The following is a 13,133-nucleotide window of genomic DNA, read 5'->3' as shown; positions in this document are numbered from 1 at the left end:
CGGCTTCCGAACGTACGCGGCGCCCCGATGGTCCTTCAAGAACCTCCAGCCGGCTCACCGACCCCCTCGTTGAGCCGTCCAAATGGACGTCCTTTTGCTGTCCAATCCCATCCCAAACCTCCGTCCAAGCCGGAGGCTTCTTTCGCACGTTCATTCGAATTCTGAAGCAAGGGTATCGGCTTCGCGCTTACCGCTCATCTGCTGGTGCCTAAGTTTCTTCGCTAGTGCCGTCTTCGTCATCAGAAAAGAAACGAAATGCGCCTTGCCGAAGCGCTGGAATGAATTCCAAAACCTCAGCAATTTTGTAATCATTTTTGTAATTGCCGCCCGCAGTCCGTTTTTCTGTGACGAGCATTCTGACACGCCAAGTATCCGCAAGCCCTAAAATGCCTCGCGCCCGTACTTGATCAGCAATCTCGGTCTCTGAAATATCGGCAGATATAGTTTTGTCGCCATAGCGAAATCTCCAAACGTGAGCATTCGGCTCAAAGTCCGCTCGGCTTACTTGTAAGTGCGCCACAATAGGTTGCGGATCAAAACTTTCCTCTTCCGCTTCTTTTAGCTGAGCGCGGCCCGAAATAATTGCGTCCGCGTCCGGCTTAGTTATAAGGACACCTTTTTCCGGAGCCTGCGGATTGAACTGCAGAGTATCAATGCCTTGACGCTTCAAGGGCGATACTACCTTGGCTGCGTAATCCCTAACTGTCGGATCTTCTCCAAGCAAGTACACGTTATGGTTCACGATGACGGTATTGCCGTCACCATCTCCTTTAAACTTGACAGCAACCGTCCCGTGCGAATCCGAGGTTGAGATGGTCGTCTGATCGACAGACAGAGGAGTTATGCTTTCGACCTCCTTTCCCTTACGCTGAACAAGATATGCGAATAGGCCAACGGCAGTCGTCGGCACTCCTATCAAGCCAAGCCAGCCAGCGATGGTTTGAGCGTTCTTAAGAGCATGCTCATCTGTCAAGAATGAACCGATGGTGCTCAAGATGGATTGCACCAATTCCAGGTTCACCTGGAAACACTTGTGCTCGAAATCCGACTGAACAATCAGATTGACTTTTGAGGCATCGCCATTGACCGCGAAATTAGCTCGCTTAATTAGCTCGCCGAGCGCCAAAAGAGCTGGCGCCAGGTCGGCAATATCCATCCCATGCTCAGAAAGCGCGGGTCCGTCGTACCGTAACTGAAATGCGACTTTCGACATGCATCACCCCGCTCAATCTTTGATCAGCAAGCGGCATCGGGCGCAACCCATTCTTTAGTGCGGCCTTATACGCCCACAGGAGCCCTCACCGAACACCTCTTCACGTCTGGCGTCCTTCACTGCGGCAACAATGCCCGTCGGCAGCACAGCATCATGCTGAGCCAACACTAGCAACCCTATGTCGCGCGATCTCAGCACCGGAGGCGTCAACGACGAATACGACTGTGCCGCTAGCATGATCATAGTCTGGATCGCTGGCGATATCCCGAGCAACACGGGCGCCGTGTTGTGCCGCTAGTTCAGAAGAGCCAAATAGCTCTCCCGTCTCGTCCATCTGCATCTCTCCGTTGTGGAAAATCGGGAAGAAGTAACGTCTCATTAGCTGCGGGCCCTCGTCCTTTGGCCGCGATCATGCCCACGTCTCGGGTGGCTTGCACCTGTCGAAAAGGACAGGGTACGTCAAATAGCGCATTCACCATGGATTGGCCTTCTGCCGATGAAGCGGGCCGCTAATCGCCGCGACTTGTTTGGGCCACCACCGGTGCAAAAGGCGACAGCAAGACGTGGACAGAAGGGAAACATTTGTGTTCATGCTATGGTGCTGCGTAGTCCTCAAAGGATGAATCATGCCGCTGCTCGACGAGAGTACCAGCCCAATAGACCTGACCAAGAGAATAGACCGCCCGGAAGGATTCTATGTTACTCCGCGCGATCCATCTATGACACGAGGCGAAATCCAACTACTTGCGAGCGCGGGACTGTTCCTATGCGGAATGATCGTTGTTGCGATAATCAAACGCACCGTCGTGTTAAAATTCTTAAGAGAAGGCGGCTACAACACAGCAGCGAAAACCTTGCGCGCGACTCGTAAAGTCAAGGCGATGGCGTCTTCTGTTGGGCGGGAGATCGAGCGACGAGCCACGGAAGATCGAAGAGATAAGGGCCGCAACTCAGCGACTGGAAAGAGCTGATGTAATGTTCAATCCCGACGTAGAACGCTTGTTGGCTGCCGCTCGCGCGAATAACGGTGAGGCGCAATACACGCTTGGTCTTGCTTATTTGAATGGGGACGGCCTCCCAAAGAGCCACGTTGAAGCTTATTTTTGGCTGACAGTCTGTTCAGAAACGAAGGGCGTGTTTTGGTCGCCGCCGCCAGACGAGCTTGCCGGCGACGCAGTGTTGGCCATCACAGATTGTGCCGTTCTGCATGATACTTTGAATCGCGCAATCCTTTGGATTGCCAACCACGGCATGCCGATTCAGGGAGACTACTAATTTGGGTACCCCGCCGATGATACCACCTCATGAGATGCCGCAGCCGCTCGGAATTTTTGCGGGCGAGCAATTCGAGCGGGCTGGGCAATATCTCGATGCTTTCGAGCGATTGGCCGGCACGCCAGAGCCCCTTCCGCTCTATCCGATGTACTTCCTTCTGACGCAAGCGATCGAGTTGTTCCTCAAATCGTTTTTGGCGGCACGGGGCATGTCGAAGAAAGAACTGCGCGGCGGCGTCCGTCATGACCTTCATGGCTTACTCGCACTCTGCAATGCGAGACAGTTTCCAGTAGTGGCCGATCTCGCTGAATGCGTCGGTGCACTCCAAGAGATGAACAAGGACTACGATTTCCGATATGTCACGGGTTACACTTTGAGGGTACCACCGCCCGCGTACTGCTTAGAAACGGGGAAGAAACTAGAATCCGCTCTCGCGAAGATTATGGCTCACGCCCACATCGAGGCGATGGTTCATTTTGCAGCGGAGACTAGGCATCTTGTCAATCGGCGTTCGACTGGGACCCCCTATCGGCATCCAAAAGGGGCTCTGACGCATATTCGATGATCGTGTTTGTTTTTATGGCGCGCCAATCAGCCTAGCCTGAAGGAGATCGAGCTTAGCGCGCCCGTACATCTGCCGCTTGACCAGCTTGAGCTTGGTGATCTGAGCTTCCACTTGGCCATTGGACCACGGTTGCGTGATAGCCGCGTGCACCGCGCCCTTGTCGTTGGCGATCCCATTCGCGAACGAGCCAATGAGGCTCCGCTTGGATTCATCTATCCAAGGTTCGAGCTCGATCTCGGCCCTCTTTCGGATCATCGCGTGGAAGCGGCCAACGAGAGCGTTGGCATCGGCCAGCATAGGGACGCTTTGTTCAATAGCGGCAACCGTGACGGTCTCGGCCTTGGTTAGGTGGTCCCGCTTCATCGTCATCAACTGCGCTATCGTCCGGGCGGCGGGGACCCTCTGCAATTGTTGACGGCTGATGGTCTCGGCGCGTCGACGTCGCGTGGCCCATTCCGCCACCACGCGCAGCGATCCCTTAAAGCCTTGCCCTCTCAAACGGCGCCAGAGTTCGGCACCGTTACGACAGCCGCCTGACCACTGCGCGTCCAGGAACGGCAGGTGCCCATCCAGGGTGCTTTGACGGGTGCGGAAGATATCCGTACCGCCGCCGCGACTAATTTGGCGAACCAGATTGCGACTATGTCCTGTGCGGCGGACGATCTCCTTGAGCGGCACACCGTCGCTGACAAGAGCCGCGATTGCGGCATGGCTGTCCTGGCGCCGCAGATAACCCTGATAGCGAAGCTTTTCCGCGCAGGTCAGCAGTTTAAGATCGATCGTCGTCGCCCCGATTGCGGCTCGGATTTTGCTCATCGAACGGCGCACCGCTTCAAGGAAGGCCGCGCTCGCGTTTTCCATCAGATGCCAGCGGTCGGCGACCTGGATGGCGTTCGGCAGCGCCTTGGCTGCTGCCTCGCCATATCCACCACCGCGATCTCGCGACACAATGTTGATGCCCGGGTGCTTCGACAGCCACGCCTGAACGGTCGCCATTTCCCGGTCGGGTAGCAAGGCAACGATCCGCCGACGCTCCAAATCGCACACGATGGTCCCGTACCGACGATTTCTCCGGAACGCCCAGTCATCAATACCCACAACAAGCAAGGGATCCATCGGCATCGCCGCCCGCCGGCGGACCACCCGCAGCAAGGTATCGTTGCTGACAGGCAGCATGAGCCGCTTGGCGAAGCTTGCTGCCGGCCGGCCGCCGAGCGCCAACCCCAGGTGATGGACGATGTGTTCGAGCCGTGCCGTCCGACGCCGTCGAAGCGGAACGACGTCTTCTCCGAACCGCTCCGCGAAGATCCGCCGGCGGCAATGCGGCACCTCGCATGTGAAACGCCGCGTGAGTAATCGGAGGCGCACCTTTCTGCCCGCTGATGGCAAATCGGCCACGTGCCGGATGTAGCGGCTATGGACTCGGCGCGATAGTGTCGCGCACAAAGGGCACTGGGCCTCCGCAGCCTCTGACCGAACAGCCAGAATAACCGAATCCTCTGAATCACTTACACCATCAAAGACCAAACCACTCGGTACTAGCGATGAAATTCGAAAGCCTGTCCGCATGGCGCCGATTCTCCGTTGAAGAACCACAGTCGCCGGCGAACTTCATCAGAAATGAGTCAGAGCCCCGATTGGATGCCGATCACCCCGAAAACGGGGTCCTTATTCCATGCCGAAACACAGGCATCGCACGGGATGGAAGGTCCGTTGGTCCGACTAGTGAAGCCGCAGAAGCCGTTGTAACTCCATAAAGCTCAAGACGAAGAAAATCGACGGGCGGGTGATTTGGCACCAAGTTCGCGTCGAGGCGTCCTTTACAGAGTTGCCGGACCTGGAAACTCAACGAACCCGCTGGACCGGATGTTTGATTGTGGCTGATTGCTGCTGCTAATTCCAATGCGTCGATAGGTCAGGCCGCGCAATCGCCAATGAGCAGAGTAAGACGGGATAAGGCTCGAAAGCGGCTAAGTCAGATGCTCAGCCTCGCCGATGACGAGGCGTTCGTTATCATGGTGTGGGCCGTCGACGCCGCCCAATCCGGACGTGCACAAACGGCGGGTCGATTTTTGTCGCTCTTTAACGAGGTAAGGGAAGCCAAATTCGGAGAGCGCTACTTCGTTTTTAAATGGGCCCTAGAGACGTTGGTTAACGAATTGCTCGGCACGAAAAAGAAAGCTCCGCCGAAAGGGGGGCTGAGTCGCCGATTGGATTGCACCAAATTCGCCACCGTCGCCACATGCATAAACACGCTCCGGGATCTCGAAGATGCGGAAGATGGCATCGTACTGTCGCGGTTCAGCGCGTTAGATATCATGCACAAGATCGGTCACCGGCAATTCGAATGGCAGCGCGGATTCTTCAGCTACTCACAAATCTATAGGACTCTTACTGTTTTCGGAGGCGACCTGGCCAAAGACTATTTCAGACAGAACCATGACATATCGATCGCAGAATTTTTCAATTGCGGGTTTGCTTTCTATGCGCTTTGTCAGGACCTCCCGGGCTTCAAGAAAGGCGTAAACCTAACCGAAATCAATTTATCTGCTCACGTTCGGGATCGTGCATTGGGATTGCTATCGGCCCCTCTTGCCTCCATTCAACGAGAAGCCACGTCTGTTCGGCAGATTGCCGGCCGATCCACGGCGTACCAGCGTAGCGTTCTCCGGAAAACTCCAATTCTGCAGTTTGGTAAAGACGTAGCCCGCGCACCGCTCTACTCCCACTGCCGCCGTAATCCGAAGCTAAAAACAGTAAGTCCTGAGTCGGTTGGTATGCTTCTGACGTTGGATCCATGGTTGCAGATGTCACACCAGTTGGATCGCGTGCTTGAACATGCGCGCAAGATCGCCGGCCAGATTGATGGCCACATTATTGATGAAGATTGCAAACGGGTACTATTTTGCTCGATCGATGATTTCGAGAACACGTTGGAGATCGCATCAGAGGAATCTCTGATTGGAGCAATAAGAGCAACTTCAAAGCCGGAGTTCCGAGGTTGGTTTCTTTTCAATGTCCATCAGAGAACGTCAGGTGAAGGGAGACGTAATCCTTATCCCTTCGCGGGCCGCGTTGCCGACATGATCCCCGCGTGGAACGATAAAGCGCTACCTCTGTCCGATCCGGAAGAGACGATCTGAAGTTTGCGACGCGCGTCACCAGCGATCGCTAAGAGTATGAGCCACCCCTGCCGGTGGAGGGTTGAAAAGGGAGCCATCCGGGCGCGCCTGCCGGCCGATCGGTCATGTCGAAAGATTATTTGAGTTGGTCCATTCTAGAGAAGCGTCATGTCTGATTGCGCGCGCCGTTCAATGTGCTAAAGCGCGCTCCTATCAATGAAGGAGCGCCGAGTTGGCCAAAAAGAAAAAGACTGTGCGCCGCGAGTGGACGCGTGACGATGTGAAGACGCTCAAGTCACTCGCGAAACAGAAGGCGGGTGTTAAGAGAATTTCAAAGACGCTGAAGCGAACGCCGGGCGCAACAATGGTCAAGGCGTCGTTACTGGGCGTGTCGCTCAGCACGCAATAGGCGAGCACCTAGGACGTCATCCGACAGCGCTCGGTTCCGCGGAGCCGTGATCCGATACGGATGCCTCGCGTTTGTGGGCGCCGTTGATCGCGCGCAGTATTTTCGTTAAGCATTTCCGACTATGCGGATACCATGTTGCGCGCATTGGGGCAGTTGCTATTACGAGGTGCGGTAAGTGTTGCTGGCGCCGCTTTGACAGGCCTCTGCATCGTCGGAGTCCTACGGTTCGGAGCAACGCACTTTCGGGCCAAAGATCAAACTGTCGCCGAAACCATTGCCCCAAAGAATAGTTGCGTACCCAGTCGCTGCGGCACGAAGGTGAGCGCTAAGCACTAGCGGGAACAGCGATGCTCTCCACGATCGAATACCCACACTGGTTGATGCTCGCCGGGGCCGTCCTCGTGCTGGCGGGATTGGTCGGATGGGCGTTTCAAAGAAACCGACAGGCGGCCGAAGTGCGAGAAGCCGCGGCACCCGAGACTGATCAACCGGCCGTCGAGGGGGCAGCGAGTGCCAAGCCGCCATCAGAAGACCAAACCCAACGCCCGGTTAAGCCCGTCCACCGGCGGGATACGACCGGGTGAACACGCCTCGTTGCTCAATCCGATCGTAACGAATCGTGCAGCCATGAGCGCGGGCGAAGACTTCGGCCTCTGCAAGCGCGAGCGCGTCATTCCCGCCGAACGCAACTCGATGTACCGGTCGCGAATTATCACCTGCTGGTCCGCCCCGACATCATCTAAAACGCTCGCCAGCCGGAGCAGGTAGTCTTCGCGCCTCTCCATGAAGGCGTCGGATCAACTACCGGCCTTCAACGATTTTGCGGCGTCCAGGTGCTTTTGCAACGTATCAATCTGGCCGGAGGCATATTCACCGGCAGCATCCTTAGTTTTAGATGCCTTCTTGTACTCGGCGATGTCCTTCTGGTGGTCTGCGACCATGTGGGTAGCGAACATCTTGTCGAACCCTGCGCCGGACATTCTTGCCATCTTGTCATGGTCGGCTTTTTGCTTCGCATTCGGCCCGCTCGGTGGGTTCATTCCCAATGCCTGGGCAGCATTTAAGGCCTTCTGATTGGCGGCAGCGTGGTCTGTGGAGAGCATTCTGCCGAACGACTTGACGGCATCGCTCTGGCCGTTCTGCTGCGCCAGCTCTCCCATGCTCACTTCAGCGAAATTGCCCTCAATTGCCTTCTTCAGGAACGTTTCGCTTTGCTTATCCTTCGCAGTTGCGTTGGCAACTAAGATCGCCATCAAGGTTGCTGTCCCGAGCGACAAAAGCATTCTGTTCATCGGCGACTCCTAGCGGGTTATTCGCCGATGAACACGCCTATGGCGGAAGAGGTTCCAATTAAGGCAGATCGGGCCGCGTTGGGCCCGGCAGACCCCTACAGTGGCCCCAGCGCAGGCGCTACCGCAGGGTCTTCCGCAGTCGGAGTTAGCATGATGTCCAAGGAACCGAAGACAGCGGGCGCTATTACGTCGCTATGAGCGATCGGGTTCTGTATGAAAGCAGCATCTGGTATTTGTCGCGGCAACCACCTTCGAGGCCGAATGCCAACTCAGGAGGACGGACTTCGAACATTGAAATCGGCAAATTCCTACTGGACAGCGCTAACGGTCCTGAGCAGCAAGCGCTGCTCAACCTGATCGGGACCTTGATACCAGACTAGCGAGCACGCAATGCGGTATCCGTGGATAGTGGCACCCCTTTTTGCAGTCGGAGTCATCGCCTGGGCGATGCTAGCTGAGCGTCCCCCAGAGACCCCCCTGCGGATCGAGGCGTCCATGACGGTAGCCGCCGACCCCGACCTTCGTTTGGTCTCAGAGCGCAGCCCCTTCATGCGGACAGAGCGGTGATAACGAACACAATGGTCAAGGCGTCGTTACTGGGCGTCTCGCTGAGCACTCGATAGGCAACGTTGGAATGGCGGGAACAACATTGCGAAGTTGTTGAATTCGGAAGGGCGCAACCGTAAGTGTTTTGGTCGAACGTCCGAGGGTTGAGCGGGGCGATGGTGGGATTTTGAATCTGGGAGTTGGGCTTGCGGCGGGAGGCGGAGCAAAAGGCATCGCGCCACTGGTGGTCGTGATCATCTTCGCCATTGTGGTCGGCTTTTAGGCAACCGGCTCGGCATAGCAATTGGCCGGCGGCAATCAAAATAAAGCCGCTACGCGCTGACAACCCCCAACATTTGAAATGCAGATGCGCCCGAAGTGGGGGGCGAGCGGTCGCTGAGAAACGGTTGGTGTTGAAGCTGCGGACACCCCTACCCGCCCCCTTACACGCCCGTGACACACATTCGTTCATGCCTTCCCGCTGTGCGGCGTTTGGCGGCGCTGTCGTTGCCGACGGCGATCCATAGAAACTTCATCTTTTTGGTAAGCATTCTCCTCTCTGACATCGCTGCTGGCAGGTGGGTACACCCGTGTCCTGATAAGCAGACCGGCCGTCACGGACACTTCATTTGAGTTTGCTTACTGCAATCACACGCAGTGGCGTGTCCTCAGCGGCCCCACGATCACGTCTGCTCACCAGGCAAGAGATGATCTAAAACTGACAGATCGCACAGATGCGATGGCTCTTGTCCGTCTGGAGACGACGGATCTGGTGCGATCGTGTACCAAATCAGTTCGACGCTGCCGCCTTGACTCCTCCCTCATTGCTAAGCCCCGCCGCCTGCCGCCGCTCGCCGCGATCTTCACATCAACGAGCAGGCGATCGATGATTGCGGCGCTGATGACCAGAACACGATCATGGTACGCTTGGCCAAGCCGCAAGCGGCCATGTTGCTCGAGGGCCGGCAGTGTCGCGCACAGGTCGTCGAGGATGCGCCCCTTCTCCGCCCGCTTGGCCAACCGGTAACGCTCCATCACCGCCTACAACAACTCGCGTCGCGCGCCCATGCTGATCCTTCCTGCCATAGAAGCCACCGAAGCAATTTGGTGGCGCTGCTGCGGTCATCGGCGAGAAGTTGTCCAGTAACATTCTGGATGAGGCAATCTCCCCTCTTCGGCGTCCGCGCCGGCCCGGACATCATCATGAGACGCTGCGCGACCTCGGAAAGGACCGTGACCCCAGCGAAGACATCAACCAGCCCGAGCGATCCAATGCCTGCCCGGCAAACTATCGTATCAGCCGCGCTCGCGCCGTCTCCGCAACCCTGATCAGCTCCGACGGCGCGAGCGCTACCGTCGTGCCGTCGGAAAGTTCAAAGCAGCAAGCTAAACTGAAAGTACGAACGCAAGCAGCTCGCCTTGTAGATTGAAGTGCAACTAAGCTTCTGCGCAAAGCGAAATTCCGGCACCGATGATCGCAGAAAGGCAAGACGCCTAGCCACTCGGCTATCTCTATTCCTGCTCGATCTCGGCCGGCGCTTGCTCGATCTGCCGCACCGGCTCCCCGGCTCCGGGCCAAGATGCGCCATGACTTAGCTGGATGGTTGTCCGCGGTCGAGGCCCTCACTGTCCACCACGCGACCCTCGGCGTGCACCGTCGTCAACTGGACGTCTGCGCGGCAGGCGCGGCGCCGACGTGCGGCCGGACTTCAATTGGATCAAGCCCGCGACCTCCTCGATGCGCTACCGATGAAGTTCTGCGCGCGGTGCGAGAATGGCCGCTGGGTCTGCGAGAACCACCCGGACCGCCGATCGGCCTAACGTGAGCGCGGAGTTGGCGATTGGGTGACCCCGGTCCGCAGTCAGCCAAGGCCGTGCGGGATCTATGCCGCACGGCCTTGGGTGCAACTGTCCAGGCCCAGCCGGATTCCGTCGCAGCAGATCTACCGTCCCTGCATTGCCTCGAACGAAGCCCGTCATTCGCGACGGGCTCAAGGTCTGGGAGGAAAGGCGCCCTGAGGGCGCACGTTAAACGTATAACGAATCGCGCCAGTACGGTGTGTCGCAACTCACACTGTGGATAACAAAAGTGCCCGCGGGTCGCGCCATTCGATGGAGCCGCACAGCCTTGATGCGGCTGCTGAGGCTGCCGGTCCGCGCACGATCAATGCACCACGCCGAGGTGAGCAGCCGTCGCGGATGCAGGGCGTCATCACACCATGGAGCTCTCAAACCGATGAGATCATATAGGCTCTGCCGTGAGCCATCAACGCCGTTCGCCGCGGCGCTGGCAATGGCCGCCCGGCACTGTGCGACGTCCGCGGCTTTCACTGCCGCTGCCCTCCCAGCAGGGCCAGTTGGCCGCCCCTTGTCTGCTCCGGATGGCAGCGAAGGGCTCAGTCCAGCGCACCTCAGCGCGTTGGAGCTTGCCGCGGCGTTCTTAGCCGAGGGCCGCAGAGGTCGACATGCTCGGAACCGAGAGTGTAGCCCGAGATAGCTCCAAAAGACACACGCCAGACGGTGTTCGGATAGCTGCCGGCGCACACCAAATGTGTCGTATCGGATGCATAGTTGACGCAGCGCTTTAGACACTGCCTCGCCAGCGCAGCTTGGCGATCGGGGCAGTTCAGGCCGGTTCTTTCGTCTTCGGCCCTCCCAGCGTCGTCCTCAAAAAAGCAATCCCGCAACTGCGCATTTCGAGTCAACACGTTCATGCATTGAGCGGTCGCGTCGCCGACCTGCGCCTTGGTCGGTTTCACCAATGGGCACTCTGGGGGAATCTGAGCTGGCACCGCGTAGGTACGCGCTGGCCGGCGGGCGAGCACGGCGGCTCTGTGCTTGCTCACCGCGGACCGACGTGACGGCCCTCGAAAATCTTCGGCGCAGGCGATAGGAAGGCATCTGGTCCACAGCGGACCGCTGCTCACGCACCGATTGGCGTCTGGCGCGCAGCCGGTGGGGCAGCAGGTTTGCGCAGACGCGGGCGATATCACCGCATATGCCAAAACCAGGATTGTCACCTTGAGATGGCGCATGTTGCCCCCACCAGACAGCAGCTAAGCGGCGCTCGACTGGTCCTTTTCAATCGCGTTCATTCTTCTTCTTGTCATCTCCATCCTGGCCGCCAAAGCCCGAGGAGCCCTTGCTACCGCCGCCACCGCCAGATCGGGAGCCTTCCTCTCCGGAATGCGCGACCTTGGAGCCCTTTGCGCCACCCGAGTTCTCGCCGCCACCCCCGCCAGAGCCCCCACCACCGCCGCCGGTTGATGAATGCTCCTTGGTCGAGTGATCCTCGGTCGCGCTGTGTGGATCATTGTCGAAAACAGAATGACTGCTGCCGCCTCCGCCGCTATATCCTGCTCCGTCTTGGGCGCCGGAACGTGCGATGGCTGTTGACGTTAACGACGTCGACAGCAGTAGCGTCATCGCTGGCGGGGTTACGGCAGCAAACCTGCCACAGGTCTTCAAGAACTCCCGGCGGTCTTCGTCTTCTTCTGTTGTGGGCATCGGGTATCCCTCGGGCTACTGCAACTGTTTAATTTAAATCAGATTAAATAAATTAAACCCTTTTTATTAGTTCAATCACGAAAAGTTTACGTTGTCGTACTGCCCTGCCCGAGCGGCGGCAGAAGTTCTGGATCAGGGTGAAGAGCGCAGCCACCGCCTTGGCAAATGCGAGCCGCTAGATCCCGTTGGCGCTGAATTATTGCGGCAACAACTCGGGTCCGTCGTAACTATGCTGTATAGATTTCAGTTGCGTGGGATTCTCTTGCGTTTATCCACCTACGCAAGTCTGTCTCGAATCCACCAATTGCCCTCAACTGAGCAATTCGGCCAACATCGAACACGTCGCGGCTCTACGTTCCTACGTTTCGCATTTGGTGCCGCGTACCGGGACCGGATGACGCTGGTGTTCAGCCTCGTGCTTGGAATCGCAGTGATGCAGGAATTGTTGCAAAAGCTGACGCCAGATTGCCATGCTAGATTGCTGGATGCGTCCGAAAAGGTGTAACCCTACGCGGTAGGCCGCAGCGCGCTGATCTTTCCAGTTAACCGTTAGAGCTCGTCGGACTCCTCGGTTTTCGGCTTCATCGTCGCAGCGAGCACTTGGCGGCGTTTTTCGATGATGCTAGGGTCCTCTTTGTGGATTGCGATCAGCTCTTTGAGGTTCTCGATCCCCTCATCGGTGAACGCCATCACCCCATCTTCACCGACGCCCACGACCCATAGCTGGCCATCCTCGGGGTCCATTTCTTCGGCGACCTCGAACAGCCATTCCTCGTCTTCTCCAAGCATCTCGGCGACATGGCCGAGGGTAAACACGTGGCTGACTTTGTTGACGGGCCCCATCAAGCCGCCTGCGCCGCGAGGCCTTGCTGTTGCGCAATCTTCCAGTTCCAGGGCAGCAGCTCATCGAGCCTGTGGGCGGGGTGGATGGCGATGCGAGCGAGTACATCGGCAAGCCAGACCTGAGGATCGACGTCGTTCATCTTCGCAGAGACGATGAGGCTATACATGGCGGCGGCACGACGCCCTCCGCGGTCGGACCCGCAGAATAACCAAGACTTTCTGCCCAATGCGATGCCGCGCAGCGCTCTTTCGGCGGCGTTGTTCGAGAGACAGACGCGGCCATCGTCGAGGAAGCGTGTGAAGGAGCCCCAGCGCTTGAACATGTAGTTCATGGCCTTGGCCAGATCGTGACCGCGGGAGA

The 13,133-nt window shown here is 57.7% G+C and carries 12 protein-coding genes and 1 pseudogene; 6 read left to right on the top strand and 7 right to left on the bottom strand.

Annotated features, from left to right (window positions below):
• Positions 1–208: 208 nt before the first annotated feature.
• Positions 209–1,156, bottom strand: a complete 948-nt coding sequence (locus tag BRA1253DRAFT_RS01915; RefSeq protein ID WP_157158528.1) for a hypothetical protein — start codon at positions 1,154–1,156, stop codon at positions 209–211.
• Between the two features lie 208 nt (positions 1,157–1,364).
• Positions 1,365–1,592, bottom strand: a complete 228-nt coding sequence (locus BRA1253DRAFT_RS46100) for a hypothetical protein (RefSeq protein WP_083869776.1) — start codon at positions 1,590–1,592, stop codon at positions 1,365–1,367.
• 247 nt (positions 1,593–1,839) lie between these two features.
• Here BRA1253DRAFT_RS46100 and BRA1253DRAFT_RS43310 point away from each other — a divergent pair, with 247 nt between their 5' ends.
• From BRA1253DRAFT_RS43310 to BRA1253DRAFT_RS01900, 3 genes are read left to right on the top strand one after another with little or no spacing between them, the layout of a single operon-like run.
• Positions 1,840–2,184, top strand: a complete 345-nt coding sequence (locus tag BRA1253DRAFT_RS43310; RefSeq protein WP_157158527.1) for a hypothetical protein — start codon at positions 1,840–1,842, stop codon at positions 2,182–2,184.
• A gap of 4 nt (positions 2,185–2,188) precedes the next feature.
• Complete coding sequence (locus BRA1253DRAFT_RS01905; protein WP_007590567.1) at positions 2,189–2,488, top strand: sel1 repeat family protein; 300 nt, start codon at positions 2,189–2,191, stop codon at positions 2,486–2,488.
• Positions 2,489–2,522: 34 nt separating this feature from the next.
• Positions 2,523–3,053, top strand: a complete 531-nt coding sequence (locus BRA1253DRAFT_RS01900) for a hypothetical protein (RefSeq protein ID WP_035992590.1) — start codon at positions 2,523–2,525, stop codon at positions 3,051–3,053.
• A 12-nt stretch (positions 3,054–3,065) separates the two neighbouring features.
• Here BRA1253DRAFT_RS01900 and BRA1253DRAFT_RS01895 read toward each other — a convergent pair whose 3' ends face one another.
• Positions 3,066–4,622, bottom strand: coding sequence for an ISL3 family transposase (locus BRA1253DRAFT_RS01895; RefSeq protein WP_007590565.1), 1,557 nt, complete (start codon positions 4,620–4,622; stop codon positions 3,066–3,068).
• 410 nt (positions 4,623–5,032) lie between these two features.
• Between BRA1253DRAFT_RS01895 and BRA1253DRAFT_RS01890 the strand changes: the two genes are divergently transcribed.
• Entirely contained in the window at positions 5,033–6,196 is a 1,164-nt protein-coding gene (locus BRA1253DRAFT_RS01890) for a hypothetical protein (RefSeq protein WP_157158526.1), read from the top strand.
• A 211-nt stretch (positions 6,197–6,407) separates the two neighbouring features.
• On the top strand, positions 6,408–6,584 hold the full coding sequence (locus tag BRA1253DRAFT_RS44235; RefSeq protein WP_007590563.1) for a hypothetical protein: 177 nt from the start codon (positions 6,408–6,410) through the stop codon (positions 6,582–6,584).
• A 797-nt stretch (positions 6,585–7,381) separates the two neighbouring features.
• Here BRA1253DRAFT_RS44235 and BRA1253DRAFT_RS01880 read toward each other — a convergent pair.
• Complete coding sequence (locus tag BRA1253DRAFT_RS01880; RefSeq protein WP_007590560.1) at positions 7,382–7,876, bottom strand: DUF4142 domain-containing protein; 495 nt, start codon at positions 7,874–7,876, stop codon at positions 7,382–7,384.
• Positions 7,877–9,558: 1,682 nt separating this feature from the next.
• On the opposite strand from BRA1253DRAFT_RS01880, the gene BRA1253DRAFT_RS43305 reads away from it, so the two are divergent.
• Complete coding sequence (locus BRA1253DRAFT_RS43305; protein WP_157158525.1) at positions 9,559–9,852, top strand: hypothetical protein; 294 nt, start codon at positions 9,559–9,561, stop codon at positions 9,850–9,852.
• 1,756 nt (positions 9,853–11,608) lie between these two features.
• Here BRA1253DRAFT_RS43305 and BRA1253DRAFT_RS45970 read toward each other — a convergent pair.
• The 3 genes and pseudogenes from BRA1253DRAFT_RS45970 to BRA1253DRAFT_RS44230 form a co-directional block, all read right to left on the bottom strand.
• Positions 11,609–11,929, bottom strand: a pseudogene (locus BRA1253DRAFT_RS45970) (hypothetical protein); the annotation flags it as partial.
• Between the two features lie 549 nt (positions 11,930–12,478).
• A complete protein-coding gene (locus tag BRA1253DRAFT_RS01860) occupies positions 12,479–12,772 on the bottom strand; it encodes a hypothetical protein (RefSeq protein ID WP_007590556.1) in 294 nt (97 codons plus the stop codon).
• The coding region (locus BRA1253DRAFT_RS44230) for a transposase (RefSeq protein WP_007590555.1) at positions 12,772–13,133 on the bottom strand (362 nt) is incomplete at its 5' end. The genes BRA1253DRAFT_RS44230 and BRA1253DRAFT_RS01860, both read right to left, overlap by 1 nt.

The sequence above is a fragment of the Bradyrhizobium sp. WSM1253 genome, from assembly GCF_000244935.1.
Lineage (GTDB): Bacteria > Pseudomonadota > Alphaproteobacteria > Rhizobiales > Xanthobacteraceae > Bradyrhizobium > Bradyrhizobium canariense.
Note: the sequence above shows the minus strand (reverse complement) of the source record. Positions and strands in the feature narration are given on the sequence as shown.

What these genes read in the sequence shown, in the direction of transcription:
- BRA1253DRAFT_RS01915 (WP_157158528.1), bottom strand. Translation starts at nt 1,156, where the DNA reads ATGGATATTGCCGACCTGGCGCCAGCTCTTTTGGCGCTCGGCGAGCTA.
- BRA1253DRAFT_RS46100 (WP_083869776.1), bottom strand. Translation starts at nt 1,592, where the DNA reads ATGAGACGTTACTTCTTCCCGATTTTCCACAACGGAGAGATGCAGATG.
- BRA1253DRAFT_RS43310 (WP_157158527.1), top strand. Translation starts at nt 1,840, where the DNA reads ATGCCGCTGCTCGACGAGAGTACCAGCCCAATAGACCTGACCAAGAGA.
- BRA1253DRAFT_RS01905 (WP_007590567.1), top strand. Translation starts at nt 2,189, where the DNA reads ATGTTCAATCCCGACGTAGAACGCTTGTTGGCTGCCGCTCGCGCGAAT.
- BRA1253DRAFT_RS01900 (WP_035992590.1), top strand. Translation starts at nt 2,523, where the DNA reads ATGCCGCAGCCGCTCGGAATTTTTGCGGGCGAGCAATTCGAGCGGGCT.
- BRA1253DRAFT_RS01895 (WP_007590565.1), bottom strand. Translation starts at nt 4,622, where the DNA reads ATGCGGACAGGCTTTCGAATTTCATCGCTAGTACCGAGTGGTTTGGTC.
- BRA1253DRAFT_RS01890 (WP_157158526.1), top strand. Translation starts at nt 5,033, where the DNA reads ATGCTCAGCCTCGCCGATGACGAGGCGTTCGTTATCATGGTGTGGGCC.
- BRA1253DRAFT_RS01880 (WP_007590560.1), bottom strand. Translation starts at nt 7,876, where the DNA reads ATGAACAGAATGCTTTTGTCGCTCGGGACAGCAACCTTGATGGCGATC.
- BRA1253DRAFT_RS01860 (WP_007590556.1), bottom strand. Translation starts at nt 12,772, where the DNA reads ATGGGGCCCGTCAACAAAGTCAGCCACGTGTTTACCCTCGGCCATGTC.